The 19,127-nt window shown below is 41.2% G+C and carries 21 protein-coding genes and 1 pseudogene; 8 read left to right on the top strand and 14 right to left on the bottom strand.

What is annotated here, in order from left to right; all coding sequences use genetic code 11:
* Positions 1–147 precede the first annotated feature (147 nt).
* Both NK987_RS13870 and NK987_RS13865 read right to left on the bottom strand, forming a co-directional pair.
* Positions 148–552, bottom strand: a complete 405-nt coding sequence (locus NK987_RS13870; RefSeq protein WP_259264337.1) for a hypothetical protein — start codon at positions 550–552, stop codon at positions 148–150.
* Between the two features lie 139 nt (positions 553–691).
* Entirely contained in the window at positions 692–1,582 is an 891-nt protein-coding gene (locus NK987_RS13865; protein WP_259264336.1) for a dihydrodipicolinate synthase family protein, read from the bottom strand.
* A gap of 308 nt (positions 1,583–1,890) precedes the next feature.
* On the opposite strand from NK987_RS13865, the gene NK987_RS13860 reads away from it, so the two are divergent.
* Both NK987_RS13860 and NK987_RS13855 read left to right on the top strand, forming a co-directional pair.
* A complete protein-coding gene (locus tag NK987_RS13860; RefSeq protein ID WP_259264335.1) occupies positions 1,891–2,772 on the top strand; it encodes an AraC family transcriptional regulator in 882 nt (293 codons plus the stop codon).
* Positions 2,769–4,457: a DUF885 domain-containing protein gene (locus tag NK987_RS13855; protein WP_259264334.1), complete on the top strand. Its 1,689-nt coding sequence runs from the start codon at positions 2,769–2,771 to the stop codon at positions 4,455–4,457. The genes NK987_RS13860 and NK987_RS13855 overlap by 4 nt, the downstream gene beginning before the upstream one ends.
* A gap of 231 nt (positions 4,458–4,688) precedes the next feature.
* Here NK987_RS13855 and NK987_RS13850 read toward each other — a convergent pair whose 3' ends face one another.
* The 9 genes from NK987_RS13850 to ubiE form a co-directional block, all read right to left on the bottom strand.
* Entirely contained in the window at positions 4,689–5,843 is a 1,155-nt protein-coding gene (locus tag NK987_RS13850; protein ID WP_259264333.1) for a DUF4221 family protein, read from the bottom strand.
* Between the two features lie 74 nt (positions 5,844–5,917).
* Complete coding sequence (locus NK987_RS13845; protein WP_259264332.1) at positions 5,918–6,592, bottom strand: SusC/RagA family TonB-linked outer membrane protein; 675 nt, start codon at positions 6,590–6,592, stop codon at positions 5,918–5,920.
* A gap of 10 nt (positions 6,593–6,602) precedes the next feature.
* Positions 6,603–6,923 (bottom strand): hypothetical protein, encoded by a 321-nt coding sequence (locus NK987_RS13840; RefSeq protein ID WP_259264331.1) that lies wholly within the window; start codon positions 6,921–6,923, stop codon positions 6,603–6,605.
* Positions 6,923–7,405, bottom strand: coding sequence for an RNA polymerase sigma factor (locus NK987_RS13835; protein WP_259264330.1), 483 nt, complete (start codon positions 7,403–7,405; stop codon positions 6,923–6,925). Before NK987_RS13835 ends, NK987_RS13840 begins: the two co-directional genes overlap by 1 nt.
* A gap of 214 nt (positions 7,406–7,619) precedes the next feature.
* Positions 7,620–8,375, bottom strand: a complete 756-nt coding sequence (locus tag NK987_RS13830) for a ThuA domain-containing protein (protein WP_259264329.1) — start codon at positions 8,373–8,375, stop codon at positions 7,620–7,622.
* 136 nt (positions 8,376–8,511) lie between these two features.
* Complete coding sequence (locus tag NK987_RS13825; protein ID WP_420841186.1) at positions 8,512–9,183, bottom strand: M15 family metallopeptidase; 672 nt, start codon at positions 9,181–9,183, stop codon at positions 8,512–8,514.
* A 93-nt stretch (positions 9,184–9,276) separates the two neighbouring features.
* The gene (locus NK987_RS13820) at positions 9,277–10,035 is read right to left on the bottom strand and encodes an SDR family NAD(P)-dependent oxidoreductase (RefSeq protein WP_259264327.1); all 759 of its coding nucleotides are present in this window, start codon (positions 10,033–10,035) and stop codon (positions 9,277–9,279) included.
* Positions 10,036–10,422: 387 nt separating this feature from the next.
* Positions 10,423–11,208 (bottom strand): type IX secretion/gliding motility protein PorT/SprT, encoded by a 786-nt coding sequence (gene porT, locus NK987_RS13815; protein WP_259264326.1) that lies wholly within the window; start codon positions 11,206–11,208, stop codon positions 10,423–10,425.
* Complete coding sequence (ubiE, locus tag NK987_RS13810) at positions 11,157–11,879, bottom strand: bifunctional demethylmenaquinone methyltransferase/2-methoxy-6-polyprenyl-1,4-benzoquinol methylase UbiE (protein ID WP_259264325.1); 723 nt, start codon at positions 11,877–11,879, stop codon at positions 11,157–11,159. Before ubiE ends, porT begins: the two co-directional genes overlap by 52 nt.
* A gap of 512 nt (positions 11,880–12,391) precedes the next feature.
* On the opposite strand from ubiE, the gene yihA reads away from it, so the two are divergent.
* The 3 genes from yihA to NK987_RS13795 all read left to right on the top strand — a co-directional run bounded on the left by yihA (position 12,392) and on the right by NK987_RS13795 (position 14,033).
* Positions 12,392–13,000, top strand: a complete 609-nt coding sequence (yihA, locus tag NK987_RS13805) for a ribosome biogenesis GTP-binding protein YihA/YsxC (RefSeq protein ID WP_258422353.1) — start codon at positions 12,392–12,394, stop codon at positions 12,998–13,000.
* A gap of 196 nt (positions 13,001–13,196) precedes the next feature.
* Positions 13,197–13,640 carry a DUF5606 family protein gene (locus tag NK987_RS13800; RefSeq protein WP_259264324.1) on the top strand — a complete coding sequence of 148 codons (444 nt, stop codon included), beginning with the start codon at positions 13,197–13,199 and terminating at the stop codon, positions 13,638–13,640.
* 87 nt (positions 13,641–13,727) lie between these two features.
* The gene (locus NK987_RS13795) at positions 13,728–14,033 is read left to right on the top strand and encodes a hypothetical protein (protein ID WP_259264323.1); all 306 of its coding nucleotides are present in this window, start codon (positions 13,728–13,730) and stop codon (positions 14,031–14,033) included.
* A gap of 6 nt (positions 14,034–14,039) precedes the next feature.
* Here the strand turns inward: NK987_RS13795 and fbp are convergent, their stop codons facing one another.
* On the bottom strand, positions 14,040–15,080 hold the full coding sequence (fbp, locus tag NK987_RS13790; RefSeq protein ID WP_259264322.1) for a class 1 fructose-bisphosphatase: 1,041 nt from the start codon (positions 15,078–15,080) through the stop codon (positions 14,040–14,042).
* A 57-nt stretch (positions 15,081–15,137) separates the two neighbouring features.
* Between fbp and NK987_RS13785 the strand changes: the two genes are divergently transcribed.
* Positions 15,138–16,412: an aspartate kinase gene (locus tag NK987_RS13785; protein ID WP_259264321.1), complete on the top strand. Its 1,275-nt coding sequence runs from the start codon at positions 15,138–15,140 to the stop codon at positions 16,410–16,412.
* On the opposite strand, the pseudogene NK987_RS13780 reads toward NK987_RS13785, so the two are convergent.
* Both NK987_RS13780 and NK987_RS13775 read right to left on the bottom strand, forming a co-directional pair.
* Positions 16,401–17,275, bottom strand: a pseudogene (locus NK987_RS13780) (fructosamine kinase family protein). The gene NK987_RS13785 and the pseudogene NK987_RS13780 sit on opposite strands and share 12 nt — an antisense overlap.
* Positions 17,268–17,753, bottom strand: coding sequence for a low molecular weight protein-tyrosine-phosphatase (locus tag NK987_RS13775; protein ID WP_258422347.1), 486 nt, complete (start codon positions 17,751–17,753; stop codon positions 17,268–17,270). Before NK987_RS13775 ends, NK987_RS13780 begins: the two are co-directional and overlap by 8 nt.
* A 444-nt stretch (positions 17,754–18,197) precedes the next feature.
* Between NK987_RS13775 and NK987_RS13770 the strand changes: the two genes are divergently transcribed.
* The gene (locus NK987_RS13770) at positions 18,198–18,815 is read left to right on the top strand and encodes a hypothetical protein (protein WP_259264320.1); all 618 of its coding nucleotides are present in this window, start codon (positions 18,198–18,200) and stop codon (positions 18,813–18,815) included.
* A complete protein-coding gene (locus tag NK987_RS13765) occupies positions 18,812–19,102 on the top strand; it encodes a winged helix-turn-helix domain-containing protein (protein ID WP_258422345.1) in 291 nt (96 codons plus the stop codon). The genes NK987_RS13770 and NK987_RS13765 overlap by 4 nt, the downstream gene beginning before the upstream one ends.
* Positions 19,103–19,127: the final 25 nt, after the last annotated feature.

Here is a 19,127-nt window from a genome sequence, read left to right as displayed (position 1 = left end):
GATGATTGGTTGTAATTGTTGTAATGGTTCTAATTGTTGTCGAGTTATCAAGTTGTCGAGTTTTGTAAAATATAGATTCTACAAATCAAAAGGTCAAGAAACCTAATAAAGTTCACATTGTCACTTCGAACGTAGAGAGAAGTCTTTTCAAAGTTGAATTTCATAAATGTAGCTCTCATTGGTCAATGTGTCTATGAAATATCTTGATCCTTGGTCAAATTTATCTCCGCTACCATAGATGATCATACCTTTAGAGGGTTTAAACCAATTAGGTGCATTAATCGGTTTAGTCCAACTTTCATCCTTAATTTTTAATTTATTTTGATATGTAAATTCATCCCACCATTTTTCAGTTGGTCTAAATTTCAAATAAACTATATATTCTTTTGTCCAGTGAGCGGATTGCCAATATTGACCCTTTAATAATTCAAGCTCTTTTGGGTTTTTTGAACCTGACCAATATTTGTAAACCTCGACTGGGTCGTTTGTCTGAATTTCAGAGCAACTTGAAAGAAAAGAGAACATCAAAAGTACTGCTGCTAGTATTCTCATACTTATTCCCGATTTACCACATCTTTTTGATCTAAATCACCTAGATTCTTAAATTTCAAGCCGTGTTTTAGTATGTCATAAGAATACCTTTTTTTACCCCATTTACTTCGTACCTGGTACATCGTACTTCGTACCATGATTACAACTTCGGTCTATGTTCCAAACCCCTTTTGATGATGTTTTCGATTTTAACCCTCTCTTCCCCGATCAAAGTCAGTCTTGGAGCGCGAACCCATTCTGTTCCGATGCCAGCCATCTGCTCTGCGAGTTTGATGTACTGCACCAACTTCGGATGGATATCGAGTTCTAATAAAGGTAAGAACCAACGGTAGATTTTTAAAGCCTCTTCTGTCTTTCCGGCCTTCACGAGGTTATAGACGGCGACAGTCTCTTTTGGAAAAGCACATACCAACCCGGCAACCCATCCATCCGCGCTCATCAGCAATTCTTCCATTGCCAATGTATCAACTCCGCATAGGATTTTGAACCTGTCACCAAATAGGTTTCTCATCCTCGTCACATTGGAGATGTCTCTGGTAGATTCTTTGACGGCTTGGATATTTGGGCAATCGGTCAATTCCTCAAACATCGCCAAAGTCACCAAAGTCTTGTAATCCACTGGATTGTTATAAATCATAATAGGCAAATCCGTACTGTTGGCCACCGCCTTGAAATAAGCCACGGTCTCTCTCGCGTCAGAACCATACCGCATCGGAGGCAACAACATCAATCCTGAAGCGCCCATTTCTTTTGCCTTGTGCGCCCAAAAAATAGCTTCTCTCGTTGCGCCTTCTGCAATGTTTAGGATCACTGGAACTTTGCCATTGACATACTTTACCGTTTCGGTTGTCAATTGGATTTTTTCCTCCAAGCTAAGTACCGAGGATTCACCCAAAGTGCCTCCGAGAATGATACCATGTACGCCGGCTCCGAGCTGGGCATCGAGGTTTTTGAAAAACATGTCCATGTCCAAGCTTCCATCCTGATGGAATTTGGTCGTCACTGCCGGAAATACACCTTGCCAATTCATATTCTTTTCTTTTTTTTACCCAAAGGTAAAGCGATTAATGGCTTTATACTTACACTTGATTAGTCAATAGTAATACCATATTGATTTTGAATTAGATATTTTGGTAAAAATTAATTAATATCATATTGAAAATTAATTAGTCCATAGTCCATGGTCGACAGTCAACAGAGCTGCTAATCGTTTTCCAACCATGGTTTTGATTTGGCTACGTGGATGAAAGCAGATACAAATTATATTCAATGTTCTTCATAAGTAATCAAACTAGATAGTCTCTTGTTGTCTCGGCTCTCGCTTCTCGCTTCTCAATTATGAGTCTAAAAATTATCCCCTTCAAAATCCCCAAATCACAAAAGGAATTTGTCCGCTTTCAGGTCGATGAAGGGAGTCACTTCTATGACAAACTCCACCAGCATCCGGAGTGGCAACTTACCCTCATCCTGGAAGGAAAAGGCCAACTGATGGTTGGGGATTATTTGGGAAGGTTTGAACCGGGGGATATCTACCTGCTTGGTTCAAATGTGCCGCATGTTTTCCGTTCTGATGAGGAGTACTTCCAAAAAACCAATTTCATCAAATCCGTCAGCAACACGATCTTCTTTGATTTTGAGGCGCTCGGTAAAGGAATCTGGGAAGTAGAAGAATTTCTGGAACTCAGGCAATGGGTCAACGCCATCAAAGGTTGCTACGTGGTCAGGTGCGAAAATCAGGAATTCCTTAAAAACAGCATCCGGACATTTGGCCAAAAAACAGGAATGGAAAAAGTCCTTGCAGCCTTGGAAATGATCAGAACCTTGCAACAAACCAATGCGATGCAACCACTTAACCGTCTGCTTCCTACCAGGGATTATTCCGAACTTGAAGGCAAACGCATGGGGAATGTCATGGCTTTTATCCTTGCGGAGAACCACCGCAACATCAGCCTCAAAGAAGTTGCAGGAACTGCCAATATGAGCAAGGAAGCATTTTGCCGGTTCTTCAAACAGAGAACTGGCAAGACCTTTACCGAATTCCTGAATGAACTCCGTATTCACAAGTCCTGTCACCTGCTCCAAGAAACCGACCTTTCCATTTCCCAAATCGCTTATCAGACAGGTTTCCAGAATCTTTCTTACTTTAATAGGGCATTTAAAAAATATATACTGACCACCCCGAAATCATTCCGCAAACAAATCCATTTTCAAAACCTATGAAAAAACTGCTCCTCATTTCTATCATGTTCTTGATGGCTTGGCAGGTATCCGCCTCCGAACTCTATCCTGCCATTATGAGCTATCAGGCTGACAGGACTGCCCTCAACAGAAAGTATAACAATCCTCTTTCGGATGAATATTTTGAAAGGATCGGCCGCCTGTATCTTGATTGGCTGAAAGCCCTCGAGAATATGCCTTATGATTCTTATTCGGCAGATGGCAAGTTGGACTATCAGATTTTCAAAAATTACCTTGAAAAGGAAAGCTACTTTCATTCCGCTGCCTTTGAAGAATACAAAGCCGTAAAAAACGTGGTGGATTTTGAAGCCCCACTGGAAAAATTCTATCAGGCAAGAAGGATGGCCATCAAACCCAATGCGCAGGAATTGGCGGCTACTTTTACCCAAGTCGAAATGGCCATGAAAACCAAATGGGAGCAAAGCAAAAAAAGCAAGCCTTACGACAGTTGGCAAAAAGCGGAACTTGCCTCCCAAGTGGTAGAAGCGATGAGAAAGAGTACAGAAGAAGCTTACAAGTTTTACTTTGATTATGACCCGGAATTCACTTGGTGGATGAAAGAACCCATGTCTAGCATGGACAAAAGCTTAAAAGCCTATGGCGAATTTTTGAAAAACCATTTTGAAAATACCGTTGTGAAGGATGACGGTTCGGGAATCATCGGCAAAGTGGTAGGCAAAACAGCCATTGAAAAGGAACTGGCTTACAACATGATTCCCTATACAGCAGAAGAACTTTTGGCAGAAGGGGAAAAGCAGTATGCCTGGTGCGAGCGCGAAATGTTAAAAGCCTCGCAGGAATTGGGATTTGGAAATGACTGGAAAGCCGCTTTGGAGAAAGTCAAAAATACCTACGTTCCTGCCGGAGAATGGCCGCAGATGGTCACCGAAATGGCAGAGGAAGCGATCACCTTTTTGGAAGAAAGAGACCTGATGACCATTCCGGAGATGGCCAAAGAAACCTGGCGGACTTCCATGATGTCGGCAGAAAGGCAAAAAGTCAGTCCCTTCTTTTTGGGTGGGGAAACGATTATCATCTCCTATCCCACCTCCGAAATGTCGCATGCCGACAAAATGATGAGCATGCGGGGAAACAATCCCCACTTCTCTAGGGCGACAGTGCAGCATGAACTCATCCCCGGACACCACATGCAGCAATTCATGAATCAGCGGCATTTTCCACACAGAAGGATGTTCAATACGCCGTTTTGGGTGGAAGGATGGACATTGTATTGGGAGTTTAACCTTTGGGACAAAAATTTCCCAAGAAATGCCGAGGATAAAGTGGGTATGTTGTTTTGGAGAATGCACCGGGCAGCAAGGATTGTCTTTTCGCTCAATTACCACCTTGGCAAATGGACACCGCAGCAATGCATCGACTTCCTCGTGGACAAGGTCGGTCATGAGCGGGCTAATGCCGAGGCGGAAGTCAGAAGGTCATTTGAAGGAAGTTATGGCCCGCTTTACCAGTTGGCGTATATGATCGGGGGATTGCAGGTCTATGCTTTGAAAAACGAGATGTTGGCCTCGGGAAAAATGACCGAAAAGCAATTCCATGATTTCTTTATCAGTCAAAACTACATGCCGATCGAACTGCTCCGTGCAAGGATGAAAGAAGAAAATCTGCCAAGGAATTTTAAGAGTACTTGGAGGTTTTTGAACCCTTGAGGTCTTTTCGACCTCGAGGGTTTTGGGGTCTATAATAAAAAAACCTTTGAGGTTTGATATAAAACTCAAAGGCCGTATGCTATAATCTTCGAGGTCTTGAAGACCTCGAAGATTATCAAATTCTTCAAATCAGTCATTAAAAATTTAACCAGAAGACCTTCGAGGTTTGAAAAAAACCTCAACGGTCTTTCTCATAAATCCTCCAAGGGTTCAGAACCCTTGAAGTGTCAGTTATTCATAATTGATAGTCATCCTCACAAAACCCAATTCATCCTCCACATTGACATAGGACCATATTTGGCCGTCACGGACGAATACAGTATTTGGGACTTGTTTGATATTCAAAAGAGTCTCCCCTAACAGGTTCAAGTTTTCATCTAAAATACTGAGGTAAACCTTGGAAATGGGTCGTTGATGTGCGCTTAGAAATAATGGCCCTTTGTAAATATCTTTAGGAAGTGTTTCAAATGAGAAGCGGTAGAACCTGCGGTTTTGTTCATCCCAAACCGGGGCCTGAAAGTTGATCTCAGTATCAATCTCGGCCATTACTTCCCTAAATCGTTCCACTGATTCCACTTTCTCAGGATATCCCCCTTTTTTTTGTTTGGGAGAAAGCGTTGGGGTATAATTGGCCTGATAAACAGAATCATCGTTTAAATTTAACACATACAGGGTACTATAGGCTGAACTGGAAATGATGATTCTATTGCCGGCTTTTTTCAAAAACTTTTCGGGTGAAGCGGAGGAATTGATGTTATCTCCTTCCAACAGAATCCTGTAGTCGGGAAGCTCATTGATCCCGGGCAACTCAATCCTTGTCAGTTTATTTTCTTTAAAATTAGCCTTGACAAAAGTCCATGTACCCTTAATTCCATTGCCAAGGTATCCGTAAATAACATCTCCTTTTTCTAAGGGGATTGGATTTCTGTCAAAGCCATCGCCTGCCTCTAAGTTGACTTTCCCGAATGTTACTTTACCTAAATCAAGATCACGGATTTTTTTCCCCTCCATGTCAAAATTCAACAGCGTCCCGAAACCCGCCAACAATACCTCATTTTCATGTAAAAAACTCATCCAAGACACATAATCCCCTACACCATTAGGCCCTTCCCTTTCAAATGGGATTTTTTTCTCCAACCGCAATGCTTCAAGGTTGATTTTGTCCATGGTGCTTTCTCCAGTGTTCCACAGATAAAGAAATTTATTGTCTTCACTTAGGGTATTGGTCCAGATTCCATATTTAAGATTAATAATATCATCACCTGAATCCACCACCACCGTGTCCATTGTCAGGGTGATTTTCGAGTAATCTTCGACATTTTCTTTTACTGAAGTTGCGCATGAAAAAAGAATTAAAATTGAAAATGCAAGGAGTATGAATTTCATGTTAAATAGGTTTGGATTGGTTTGAGGAAAAATGTAATTCTAATCTTAGGGTCCGAACTTTTAGAGGGTATCGCTTACTGCTTATCTTTTTTGAGAGTGATGATGACGACGCCGTTTTTGGCTTTCTCCCCATATTTATCGATTAAAAATTTGTCTTTTAACACTTCAAGACTTTGGATGTCATCAGGATTGATTTTATTAATATCCGCTATCTTAATGATACCATCCTTTGTTGATAATAACATCAATGGGCTATTTTCAGAATTTGCTGAAAGCCTGAGTTTTACGTTTGGATTATTGTTGGCTTCAGTCGCAGTTTTGCTACGGCCGTGGGAAAATGGTATTGAAATATCGCTTATTTCCTTAAGTTCCTGAAGCTCCTTTTGTTGTGTTTCACTAAGTTCATTCTTGATCGCAACCAAAGTCAATAATTGCTTCTTCTTCAGTAAGTTTTCTAATCCAAGGATTAAGTCCAATTGCTTGGAAACGGCCTCCGAATTAATCCTTGGCTCTTTGAGCATCTTTCTCAGTTTTACGTTAGCCTCATCTAAGTCCCATTTTACCTTCCTGAAGTCCATGAAATTTTGGCTGTAAATTTTGGTGATTTTATCTGCCTGTTTGTCCGTTAGGGAAATGGCAAAACTGTTTTGGAAAACCAGATCGGCCGAAAAGAGTACTTCCTGGAACATATCCTGTGCATTGGTTACACCTGAACATAGAATCATCCCAATTATCAATAGCTTTTTCATACGATTTGAGTTAAAATTCTGTCAATAGTGATGATGTTGGGGATTCCCAGGATTCCAACTCGGATGTTCTTTCAATTTTGAATTGAAGTTCATGGTTTTTACCCTCCTCGAGAGTAATGATGATCACATCCTTATGCAAGGATTGATTCGGTTCATTTCCTGGAAATAACCAAGCTGCTACCGCCAACGAAGCTGCAATCCCCAAAGGAATCCACCAATTAATGCTTCTTTGGTTTGCAGGTTCCGGAAAAGCCGGAATTTGAATCTTTTGGTCCTTCTCCTTTAATTGATCAAAGAAGCCTTGTATTTCTTTATCGGTTTCGTTTCTCATCACTTTTCGATTCTTGTTTTTTCAATCCACTCTTTCAATTTTTTCTTTCCCCGGTCATAATGGGTCCGCACCGTGCCGATATGTAGCTGCATCACTTCGGCACATTGCTCCAAAGTCATGTCGTGGTAGAATACCATCAGCAACACTTCCTTTTGCCTATCCGGCAGCGCTTGGAGCAAAGCTTCATGGGAATCATTTTCCGGAGGATCATCTTCATAGGCCATGTCTGCTAGCTGATCCAATGAGGTGTTTTTACCTTCTTTTTTAAATTCTTCGTAAGCCGTAATCCTGATCACTGAAAAGAGCCAGGTTTTCACTTGGGACTTTTCTTTATAGACTGCTTTGCCTTCCAGGATTTTCAGATACACCAACTGAAGGACATCTTTTGCCTTGTCCTCATCAAATGAGCAACACTGTCGCGACCAATGGTAAGCTTCAGGATGAAGTTCTTTGAGTATGGTTTCCAGCCAGTGTTTTTTCATTTCTGATCTTTAGTGTCAAAAAGTTACGATTATATGACAAAGTTCTCCAAGAATTTTTGGGGAGATTAGATTTAAATGGAAATATGGAAGGTATAAATTGAAATAATTGATAGGTAGCAGATGGTTTTTTTAGAAAGTATTTCCCCAAAAAATGAATAAAAAAAAGGCAGGTTTGGGAAACCTGCCTTGAATTAAAGAGATGAAATTCAAATTATTAATCTATCGGGAACCCTTTGGCTGCCCACCAGATTCCTCCATAGACATGTTTGAGGAAGTCTGCGTCCAAAAATGCCCAATCTGTATGGCCCATGGCAGTATAGAACATCCTTCCTCCGTCATATTCATTGGTCCAGGACATAGGATGGAATTCTCCCATACCGTTTTTGGGATCGTAGGTTCTTTCATCTGCTGTGATCAAGACTTTTACATCAGGATTGAAATTTTTGAAAGCATAAATCTCGTCGGACCAAACCCATTTTTCAGGCAAGTGATAGGTTGCCGGGTGCTCACGGTTGACAACATTCAGCTTCAAAGTCTGCTGATGCGGATGGTTCATAAACTGCGCTCCGATGAGTTTTGTGTACCATGGCCATTGGTATTCGGTATCAGTGGCGCTGTGGATACCCACTATTCCTTTTCCTGCCTGGACAAAACGTTGGATAACGGCTTTTTGCTCGTCGTTGAAAATCGTCCCGGTAGTGCTCATCATGACGATTACATCAAAACGCTCCAGGTTTTTGTCTGTGATGAAGGCTTCATCCTCGGTGGTGAAAATATCAAATATCTGGTCTCTTGCCATTTTTTTCAATGCCACAACACCATCAGGAATCGATTGGTGACGAAATCCTTTGGTCCTGCTAAAAACCAAGACACGAAATTGGGGATTGCTTTGCGCAAATGTTTCCAAGCTCAAGCCCAGCATCATGATGCAGACGAGCAGTAGGGATGATAAGTAGGTTTTTAGGTTCATGTTAATTTTTAGTATCAAGATTTTAGTATCAAGTATTTAGAAGCGAGAGATTAGAGCCGAGAAACCAGTAGCGAGAAGCGAGACTTTGTGAAATTTTCCAATTTTTCAATTTTAAAATTTTGTAATCTTCCAATCCCTACTTCACCATGGAAAATTTCTCTCCTGCCTCTTTTCTAGAGAATGCATTGAAATGCCACCATTCTGATCCGATTCCAGTAAATCCACCGTATGCCATAACGCTTCTCAGAATTTCACGGTTGAGGATATGTTCTTTTGTGATGTTCCCTTCCAACAGCATCTGGGCTTCACGCTCGGGATAGGCCGGATAGCCAAAGAAATCAAAAGGCGTTCCCATGTCCAATTCTTTGCCGTTTTCCTGATAAGCCAATGTAAGGTCTACTGCAACACCGAAATTATGCAGACCACCGACTTTAGGGTCGGCGACATACAGGGGTTTGACGCTATCGGGTTTGTCCAATTCATCCCAAAGGATCTGTTGTACACTCTGTGGTCTGACACCGTCAAAAACCAAAAAAGTCAAATCAGGGTGTTCTTCTTTCAGTTTTTCATGGGCTTTTTTGAGCATCTCGGCGACTTCGGGCTGCACATAGCATCTCGTCAGGTCTCCATACACATCTTTGCCAAAGAAATTATCGGTGGTTGAATATTTCAAATCCACAAAAATCCCAGGAATCACTACCTCCACATCCACCAACCCCGCTTCAATGATTTTCTGCTCCAATTCGCTGACCTCATATTTGATCTTAAACTGCTCATCGCCTATAGCCACCAAGTCGTCGATTTCCACTCCGTTGGAAGTCTGTTCATTGATCTTAGACTCGCAGCCGAATAAGATTAGAAGGAAGAATAAATAGGATAGGTATTTCAAGGGAGATTTATTTTAAAGTTTTTTGTTGATGACAGTGGCTGAGGCCTGTGCTGTGGGTAACATTACTATATCTGCCAAAACCACATGTGCCGGTCTGGTTACTGCAAATGCAATGGTCTCTGCGATATCTTCCGGAGTCAAGGGCTGAAAACCCTGATAAACTTTTTTGGAGCGTTCGGCATCTCCTTTGAACCTGACCATGGAAAACTCTGTCTCCACCAAGCCGGGATGTAAGCCGATCACTTTGATCCCAAATGGATTGAGATCCATCCGCATTCCTTGGGTAATAGCATCTACAGCATGCTTGGAAGCACAGTAGACATTGCCGTTTGGATAGACTTCCTTGCCTGCAATGGATCCAATATTGACGATTATGCCGGATTTTCTGGCAATCATGCCCGGCATGATTTCTTTCGAAACGTACAACAATCCTTTCACATTGATGTCCATCATGGCATCCCAATCTTCGAGACTGCCACTTTGGATCGGATCTAGGCCGTGGGCATTTCCTGCATTGTTCACGAGGATATCAACATCCTGCCATCCTTTGGGAAGGTTGCCCAAAATCTTTTGGACTTCTTCTTTTTCTCTGACATCAAAGCAAAGCGTCAATAAATCAGTTCCTGCCGGAAGTTCTTTTGAAAGATCTTCCAAGCGTTCTTTGCGCCTTCCTGTTGCGATGATGGCATAGCCAAGTCCTGCCAAAGCAATGGCTGTGGCTTTTCCTATTCCTGAAGTAGCACCTGTGATGCAGGCAATTTTCCTTTCCATAGCCTGAATCTAAAAATTATTGCCATGGAATGAAATAAGGAATCTATGAAAGGAGGAAAAAAGGCTTGGGCAGTTTTCTGAGACAGCGGTATTGGAAGTAAATGGTAAGAGGTGAAAAGTGAGAGGTGGAGTTCAGTGGACAGTTTTCAGTGATCAGTATTTCAGAGGGCAGTATTCAGAGGTATGGATTGAAAATTTAAATGCAAGAGGTAAAAAGACCAATGTCAGATTACCGATGATTTCTTAAAATAAAAAATTGACAACTAATGGGATTATTTAAAAACTTGGCTTTGAAAATGTATACTTACTTTTTGACCCCTAACCATTTAAAACCCGGATTGAATATCAAATGAAGTGGCCATGGACTGTCGACTATGGTCAAAAAAACTATTGAAAATTCAGATAGAGTGTGATCGATTTCCTTCTGATTTGGGAAATGGCATCTCTGAATGCCGGATTTGACTCTTCCGGTACATAGAGATCCAACAAACCGTGGGAAAACCGGACTTCCGGAGAAAATTTGAAAAATTTGAAATAGAGGTCGAAACCCATTCCAAAGTCTACAGTAAAGTCCCTTCCTGTGGTGACCAGATCCTCAATGTTTGCCTCTTCCTGGTCTTTGGTACGAAACATCGCCGACCCACCTCCTGTAAAAAACATCCTTGTATTGTTGAAACGTTGGGCTTTGTATTTGAAGATCAATGGAAATTCCACCATAGTGGCTTCATTGATGTAGGTCTCTCTTTTAAATGTAATTTCGTTGTTTGGGTTATTGTTGCTGGTGTTGGGTTCAAAATAATTGACATCTGTCCTGAACTCGTAAAAACCGACTTTGGGTGTGAATAGCAAATTGAGTTGATCATGTAACCTGATGGTCGCCAAAAATCCCAATGAAAAACCTGCTGAATAGACAGGTACAATACTTTGGATCCTTCTAAGGTCCGCATTATTGGGATCAAGGAAGGCCTCGGAATATTTCATCCGCCAGGAATTGGAATGACCGGCCAAGAAAAATCCATAAGAAATAAATTTTTCATCCTGCCCGGATTTACTGATTTCATTGAATCGGGATTGACCACTTGCCTCGCCGATCAGAATGAGTACGCCAAAAATGGAGAATGCTATTTTTCTCCGATATAAATTGAGCTGATTCCGAAAGTGAGTGGTTTGCATTGGGTTTGTTTAAATCCGACTTTTTTCAATACTGCTAAGAAATCCTCCCCGTCGGGAAAGGCTTGGACTGATTCAGGCAAATAGGTATATGCTGCATTATCTTTTGACACCAATTTTCCGATCTGAGGCAAAATATATTTGAAATAAAAGTTATATCCTTGCTTCATCGGGAATTTTTTGGGTTTGGAAAATTCGACGATTACAGTCTTGCCTCCCGGTTTCAATACCCTGTACATATCCGAAAGTCCTTTTTCCAGATTCTCAAAATTCCTGACACCAAATGAAACGATGACAGCATCAAACTTATTATCTTCGAAAAGCAACTTCTCCGAATCACCCATCTGTAGGTCGATGATATGGTCGAGGTTTCTTTTCTTCATTTTTTTCTTGCCTTCCTCAAGCATTCCGGCAGAAATATCCACGCCGATCACCTTATCAGGATGGAGTGCCAATGCCTCAATAGCAAAATCACCCGTCCCGGTCGCAATGTCCAAAATCAACTTTGGCTTGTCCTTCTGCAATAGTTTGATGGCTTTTTTCCTCCAGGTAATATCAATACCCAGGCTAAGAAGGTGATTCAAAAAATCATATTTCTTGCTGATGTTGTTGAACATCTCGGCAACCTGCTCTTTTTTGCCTTCCTGCTTTTCTTTGTACGGAACTACTGACATGTCATTTTTGAAACTGTGGTGCAATATTACTAAGGAAACCCGAGCAATCTAAAATTGTTGGGAATTAATGCCTTTTCAATTTCTTCAAGGGGTTTTAATCCTAGATAAATATTTAAATATGTATCCGAATTATTGCACGTACTTGACAGATTTCGAAATTTTCAACCTGAAAACTGAACTCCATTTGATCGAGGTGGGGAGGAATGACGGCGGACCGGGCCGGCACAGGCCTTGTACGCGGATAGGATTCCGCCGTCTTGACTTTTTTGGCTACTTTTTTTGTCAAGAAAAAAAGTAGCTATAAAAATAAATGATCGATTTCATAAAGCCTTGAGAATCTCTTTAAAGTTCATTTTGGAAGTTCCGTTAATCTGGGTACACTAAAAAATTTAAATGAACTTACCTAATCCATCAAGAGGTAATCTCCCCAAAAGTGTGTGAAAATTGGCCCTTGCGGGTATTTGACTATTTTTAAGCCAAATGACTTACCTTTGTGCCAAACATTCTTTCCCATGATCAAAAAAGCGGTCTTTCTTACCAGCAACTCTGACTACACCAAATGTCCACCTCCGGATAAACCCGAGTTTGCCTTTATCGGTCGATCCAATGTAGGCAAGAGCTCTTTGATCAACATGCTCACCAACCACAAAGGCTTGGCGAAAACCTCTCAAAAACCCGGAAAAACCCAATTGATCAACCACTTTCACATAGATGACAAATGGTACATGGTCGATCTTCCCGGGTATGGATTTGCGGTAGCAAGCAAGGCCATGAAAGCAACTTGGGAGAAAATGATACGAAATTACCTGACTAAAAGGGAAAACCTAGCGGCCATTTTTGTGCTCATCGACAGCAGACTTGAGCCCCAGAAAATAGACCTTGAGTTTATCATTTGGTGTGGCGAAAACGGAATCCCGTTTGTACTTGTTTTTACCAAAGCAGATAAAAAAGGAATCGAAAAGTCCACTGCCAACGCCCGTGTTTTTCTTGACAGAGCCATTGAAATCTTTGGCGAAGAACCCCAATACTTTATCACTTCCGCCGAAAAGAAAGAAGGCCGGGAGGAACTGAGTGCGTTCATTGAAGGGGAAGTCAGGGAATATTTGGAATCGAAAAAGTGAAAATGGTTATTTGGTTAAAGTGATAAATGTTAATTGTTGTGGCTAGAAAATTAATCCCTGAAGGAAAAAACTATCTGCTGTGGACTATAGACTATGGACAATTATCCGCACCCAAAATGACTCATAATTAACCTTCATACATATTTGCGGATAATCATATCTTCCTATATTTGCAGCCTTTAAATCAAAGCAGAAAATGAAATTCAACGAAATCGCTACCATCTCCGGCAAGCCGGGTCTTTATAAAATACTGAAACCTTCCCGGGGTGGAGTCATCTTGGAAACTATGGATGGAAAAAAAGGAAAACTCATCGCCGGTGCCAACCACAGGGTGTCTGTTCTTGCCGAAATCTCCATGTACACCATGAATGAAGAAGGTGCGACGCCTTTAGAAAATATCCTCAAGAGCATCGAAAAAGAATTCAAGGGCGATATCGGTCTTGAGGCAGATGCGGACACTGACGAACTAAAAGCATTTCTTAAGCATATACTCCCTGATTTTGACGAGGAAAAAGTATATCCATCCGACATCAAGAAACTCGTCGCTTGGTACAAAATCATCCGCGAACATGCTCCCGAAGTTTTGGAAGATCAAGTTGAGAACACCGAAGAAACCAAAGAAACAGAACCGGAAGCTTGATTTCAATCAATGTATTGAATTTAAATCTTAGAATAAAAGTGGGGGTCTTTCCCCACTTTCTTTGTTTATACCAAACTCTGAATTACCATGAATCTTCCTTTGATCACAGAAGCAGCACATTCCCTCCAAAAGGATTTTGCACTCCCGGCAATAGCGGAAGCATTTTCAGAGGAGGAGTTGGTTTCCCTGCTGACTCCTTTGATCAAAACCATGCTCGGCCGGGATTTCGAAAAACTTCTTCAGATCTGCTATCGGGTAGATTTAGGGGAAGAAAAGCTGAAAACCATCCTCCACAAATCAGATACAGAAACATTGGCTTCCGACTTTGCCCGTGCCTTGGTCGCAAGACAAATCCTGAAAGCAGAAATCAGAAGGAAGTATTCAGAAAGCTAAATATTTTTAAATCTTTACAGTACTTTCTTTTCCAACATTCAAAAACTCCCCTACTTCCTCCACCATTTTTTTGGAACCGATATGCAAAGGCGTCCGCTGATGCAAGGAGGTAGGTTGGATATCCAAAATCCGGCCATGTCCATCTGTCGCCATACCTCCCGCCTGTTCAGCGATAAAAGACAAAGCATTGGCTTCATAGAGTAATCTGAGTTTTCCTTTGGGTGATTTTGCGGTAGCAGGATACATGTAAATACCACCTTTGAGCAGGTTGCGGTGAAAGTCTGCCACCAAGCTTCCTATATACCTGGCGCTGTATTCTTGGGATTTACATTTTTCTATATAGGCTTTTAATCCCGGTTCAAAAAGGTTGTAACTTCCTTCATTCACACTGTATATTTTGCCGTCTTCCGGAGCACACATATTGGGGTGGGAAAGGAAAAATTCCCCCAGCGAAGGTTCATAGGTAAAGCCATTGACGCCATGTCCGGTAGTGTAAACCAACATTGTCGAAGAACCATAGAGCACATATCCTGCCGCTACCTGTTGGTTGCCGGGCTGCATGATGTCCTCAGGTTGGATGGGACTGCCGATGGGCGTCACTCTCCTGTAGATTGAAAAAATCGTCCCGATCGAGATATTCACATCGATATTGGATGAACCATCCAAAGGGTCAATGGCGACAACATATTTGCCGGAGCCGTTTTGCAAGTCGATAACTTCATCGTCTTCTTCGGACACGACGGCGCAGACTTCTCCGCCTTTCGTCAAGGCCCGGGTGAAACGGATATTGGCGATGACATCGAGTTTTTGCTGTTCTTCGCCCTGCACATTGGTTTGTCCAAATGCACCACCGATATTTGCCAGACCTGCGCGGTTGGTTTCGCGGTTTACAATCTTGGCAGCAAGGGCAATATCTCTTAGCAGTTGGGACAATTCCCCGGAGGCAAAGGAAAATTCCTCTTGTTTCATTTTGATAAAACGGTCTAAAGTGGTGCCGACAGAATACGCCAAAGAGGAATCAGAGGGGCTGTAATGTTTGATTTTCATAAAATAGGAAAAATACAATTATTGGGTTTATATATTTAAAATTACAAATTAATTTTTATGGCAAAAACATTTGTATTTAAATTTGGCGGGGCTTCTGTGAAAGATGCCAAATCTATCAAAAACTTACGTGAAATTTTATTCAATCGATTGCGGAATCATACTGTAATCGTTGTTTCTGCCATGGGAAAAACCACAAACGCCCTAGAAGAATTATTGAATCTCAAACTGGAAGACAAGCCTATTTATGAGAAAAGTACAAAATTAAAACATTATCACCTTGAGATCTGCAGGGAACTTTTCCTACCAGAAAACCTGATCTTTCCTGCTATTGAAAACTTTTTCTCCCAACTGGACAGGATCTTGGAAAAACCCCTTAGCAAAGAAAACTATGATGAATATTACGATCAGGTAGTTTCATTCGGGGAACTGATTTCCTCAAGGATTGTCCAGGAATACCTTTGTGCAGAAGGGATTTTTTGCCTTTGGCAAGATGCGCGGGAGATTATCTCTACCGACAGTGACTATCGGTTTGCCAAAGTAAAATGGGATAAAACCGCCTCCCAATGTCAAAAACACCTCATGGCAAAGTTGGAGCGGTTTCCTGTCATCACCCAAGGTTTTATCGGTTCGGATGAAAAAGGGAAAACCACTACTTTAGGAAGAGAAGGTTCGGATTTTACAGCTGCCATCATTGCCCACAGCCTACATAGCCAATCCGTCACCATTTGGAAAGATGTGGAAGGCGTACTCAATGCCGACCCGAAGCGGTTTCCCAACACAGTGAAATTTGAGGAGTTGGATTACAAGGAAGCCGCTGAGTTGACATATTATGGGGCGTCGGTCATCCATCCCAAGACCATCAAGCCCTTGGCCAATCTTTCCATTCCGCTTTTTGTCAAGTCATTTTTGAATCCTGATGGAAGCGGAACGCAAATCCACCATGTTGACAAGCCGAATACCGTTCCCTGCATCGTAGTGAAGGATGAACAGGTTTTGGTCAGTTTCAGGGTGACGGACTTCACTTTTATCAATGAATCACACATCCATCAAGTGTATACCGAAATCGAAAAACTCAAACTGAGGGTGAATCTTTTGCAGACCTCAGCTATCAGTATTTCGATTGTGATAGACAAACAACTATTTAAAATGGAAAAACTGATCGCTGTTTTGGCAAAGGATTTTGATATCAGATACAATGAATCCCTGCAACTCATCACAGTCAAAAACCACAACAGAAAGATTACAGAAGAGTTAATGTCAGAAAAGGAGGTCCTTTTGGAACAAGTTACCAGGACGACTTTTCAGATTGTTGTGAAGCCTTTAGCCCAATAACCTGTTGACAGTTTTTTCAATTCCCGGCAGGTAGCTTTTGCCAAAAAGGAGCAAATGAACCAATAGCGGATAGAGGTTATAGACAGGAATACGATCTTCAAAACCCGGTTCCAAGGGGAAGACCGTCTCGTAGGATTCATAAAAAGGGGCTTCAAATCCGCCAAAAAGTCTTGAAAATGCCAGATCCATTTCACGGTGACCATAATAAACAGCTGGATCAATCAATACAGGCATGCCGTTTTTTCCCCGCATGATATTGCCTGACCAAAGGTCTCCATGAAGCAGGGCGGGTTTTTCTTTTGGGAAAAAATCTTCCAAAACCGGATAGATCTGCTGAAATTTTTTGAAAAAATCCAGGTCAATAAGATTTTCATAATAAGCCCTTCCGATAAGTGGCTCAAGTCTGTTTTGGATAAAAATTCAGACCAAGCATGAATTACTGTATTTTTCTGTGGGATTGAAGCGATGTAGTTTGGGGTCTTGTACCCAAAATCCTGTTGGGTAGTCATATGCATCTGGGCCAATCCCATTCCAAGTTCCTGCCAATAAACAGGGTTTGGTTTATCAGTCTGAATCCATTCCATCAGGATAAATCTATAGTCCCCTTCTTTTCCAAATTGATAAACTTTAGGAATCTTTAAAGGACTGTTGGCCCGCATTTCATTCAGGCCGTCAGCTTCTTTTTCGAAAATGTCATTATCTTCTTCAAAATTGGTTTTCAAAAAAAAACTGCCTTCTGAGGTTTCTAAAAATACACCTTGGTTTACATTTCCTGCTGCAATAAGCCTTGCTTGCTTCAGGCGGATAGTGGGACCAAAACTTAGAAATAAAATGCGTTCGAATATGGCATTGTGCTCAAACATAAAGATTATGCTCCACTTTCAGCTTCTCCAAAAAATGGTCAAGAGATTCATCGATAATCTTGTATACCTGTTCAAAACCTTCTTCACCACCATAATAGGGGTCCGGAACTTCCAAATGGTCCGGGTCGGGATGGAATTCCCTTAACAAAAACAATTGGTCATGACTGATATTATACCTTGTCATTACATTTTGGATGTTCCGCTTATTGGACATATCCATAGCGACGAGGTAATCAAATTCACGGATATCAACTCTATTTAACTGTCGCGCTCTGTGAGAAATGGGAATTTGGTGGTTTTTGGCACAAGCCAAAGTCCTTTCGTCCGGCAATTCTCCGATATGATAATCCGAAGTTCCACAGCTGTCACTCGTGAATTTTCCTTCAAGTCCAAGTTGTTTGACTTTATGGTTAAAAATACCTTCCGCTAAAGGAGATCTACAGATATTTCCCAAACAAATGAACAAGACTTTTACCATACTCCAGGGCTTATAGGTTTTCGAGGTGAAAGAGATGTACAAGTTATAAAATTTTTGTTGATGTCTTGATATCAGAAATTATTTCCGGCAAAGAATAGGAGGAAATTTCAAAATAATATTTTGGATTATTTCATTTTTGCAGGAATAGCATGCGAAAAAATTAAACTTTTCCATATTTTGAATGTGGTTTTTCTGGATAACAGCAATTTATTCCAAACAAAATTCTGATAATTTTTTTACTCGTTTTTCAATTTTTTTTCAAATCATAAAAATCGAAAGCGGAAAACGGTTTCCTAAAGTTCAAAATTTCATCATTTTGTTTACATTCCAATGATAAGATTTTAGAAATTTTTCCTTTGCCATTCCGCTCATCAAGATTTTATTTTTTGTCTTCTTGGTTTCTATTGTTTTATTTTTTTACTTTGAATCACAAAGTACTTTTAGATGGAAAAAGAAAAATATATCCAAGACCTCCGACAGATCAAAGAGATCATGGACAGGTCTTCCAAGTTTATTTCGCTCAGTGGCTTATCCGGAATCGCAGCCGGTGTTATTGCTTTGGCCGGAGCTTGGTATGCCTATAATTACATCTACACCGAAAGTGACTACTTCAGCTACAATATAATCCTGCTCAGCTCCGGAGACGTCAGGTCATTGATCGGATTGGGAGCGGTGATCCTAACCTTGGCCATAGGAGCAGGATTGTTTTTTACAGCAAAAAAAGCTAAAAAGTCCAATCAAAAAATCTGGAATTCCCAAGCCAAAAGACTGTTGGTCAACCTTTCCATTCCTTTGGTCACAGGAGGATTGCTCAGCCTTATATTTCTATCAAGGGGATTTATCGGCATCATCGCACCTTTGACACTTATTTTTTATGGACTCGCATTGGTCAATGCATCCAAATATACCCATGAAGAAATCCGGAGTCTCGGGATCATTGAGATCATTTTGGGACTTATGTCCGCTTATTTCATCGGATTCGGGCTTTTATTTTGGGCAATCGGTTTTGGCTTATTGCATATTGTGTACGGCATCATCATGCACTACCGCTACGGATCGTGAAAGACATACTGAAGGATTTGGACAAAGCTTTTGAAAACAAGCTCAGGCTTGGAATCATGTCAGCATTGCTGGTAAATGATTTCCTGGATTTCAATGCCCTGAAAGAAATCCTCGACGCCACAGACGGAAACCTGGCAAGCCATCTCAAAACCTTGGAAAAAGAAGGTTATATCACCTTTACAAAAGAATTTTTGGACCGAAAACCAAATACCAAATATATGGCTACCGAGACCGGCAAAGATGCTTTTCTCAGACACCTTAAAGCAATTGAAAACTTACTGAAATAAAAAAATTTCTTCACTCACTTTGAAA

The sequence above is a fragment of the Aquiflexum gelatinilyticum genome (assembly GCF_024813435.1).
Classification (GTDB): Bacteria; Bacteroidota; Bacteroidia; order Cytophagales; family Cyclobacteriaceae; genus Cognataquiflexum; species Cognataquiflexum gelatinilyticum.
The sequence above is the reverse complement of the archived record's forward strand: the minus strand, read 5'-3'. Positions and strand labels throughout refer to the sequence as shown.

Coding starts and splice junctions, on each gene's coding strand:
- NK987_RS13835 (WP_259264330.1), bottom strand. CDS start 7,405: ATGAAAAAACACTGGCTGGAAACCATACTCAAAGAACTTCATCCTGAA.
- porT (WP_259264326.1), bottom strand. CDS start 11,208: ATGCAAACCACTCACTTTCGGAATCAGCTCAATTTATATCGGAGAAAA.
- fbp (WP_259264322.1), bottom strand. CDS start 15,080: ATGAAAATCAAACATTACAGCCCCTCTGATTCCTCTTTGGCGTATTCT.
- NK987_RS13845 (WP_259264332.1), bottom strand. CDS start 6,592: ATGAAAAAGCTATTGATAATTGGGATGATTCTATGTTCAGGTGTAACC.
- NK987_RS13855 (WP_259264334.1), top strand. CDS start 2,769: ATGAAAAAACTGCTCCTCATTTCTATCATGTTCTTGATGGCTTGGCAG.
- yihA (WP_258422353.1), top strand. CDS start 12,392: ATGATCAAAAAAGCGGTCTTTCTTACCAGCAACTCTGACTACACCAAA.
- NK987_RS13850 (WP_259264333.1), bottom strand. CDS start 5,843: ATGAAATTCATACTCCTTGCATTTTCAATTTTAATTCTTTTTTCATGC.
- NK987_RS13865 (WP_259264336.1), bottom strand. CDS start 1,582: ATGAATTGGCAAGGTGTATTTCCGGCAGTGACGACCAAATTCCATCAG.
- NK987_RS13785 (WP_259264321.1), top strand. CDS start 15,138: ATGGCAAAAACATTTGTATTTAAATTTGGCGGGGCTTCTGTGAAAGAT.
- NK987_RS13820 (WP_259264327.1), bottom strand. CDS start 10,035: ATGGAAAGGAAAATTGCCTGCATCACAGGTGCTACTTCAGGAATAGGA.
- NK987_RS13860 (WP_259264335.1), top strand. CDS start 1,891: ATGAGTCTAAAAATTATCCCCTTCAAAATCCCCAAATCACAAAAGGAA.
- NK987_RS13770 (WP_259264320.1), top strand. CDS start 18,198: ATGGAAAAAGAAAAATATATCCAAGACCTCCGACAGATCAAAGAGATC.
- ubiE (WP_259264325.1), bottom strand. CDS start 11,879: ATGTCAGTAGTTCCGTACAAAGAAAAGCAGGAAGGCAAAAAAGAGCAG.
- NK987_RS13775 (WP_258422347.1), bottom strand. CDS start 17,753: ATGGTAAAAGTCTTGTTCATTTGTTTGGGAAATATCTGTAGATCTCCT.
- NK987_RS13840 (WP_259264331.1), bottom strand. CDS start 6,923: ATGAGAAACGAAACCGATAAAGAAATACAAGGCTTCTTTGATCAATTA.
- NK987_RS13830 (WP_259264329.1), bottom strand. CDS start 8,375: ATGAACCTAAAAACCTACTTATCATCCCTACTGCTCGTCTGCATCATG.
- NK987_RS13870 (WP_259264337.1), bottom strand. CDS start 552: ATGAGAATACTAGCAGCAGTACTTTTGATGTTCTCTTTTCTTTCAAGT.
- NK987_RS13795 (WP_259264323.1), top strand. CDS start 13,728: ATGAATCTTCCTTTGATCACAGAAGCAGCACATTCCCTCCAAAAGGAT.
- NK987_RS13800 (WP_259264324.1), top strand. CDS start 13,197: ATGAAATTCAACGAAATCGCTACCATCTCCGGCAAGCCGGGTCTTTAT.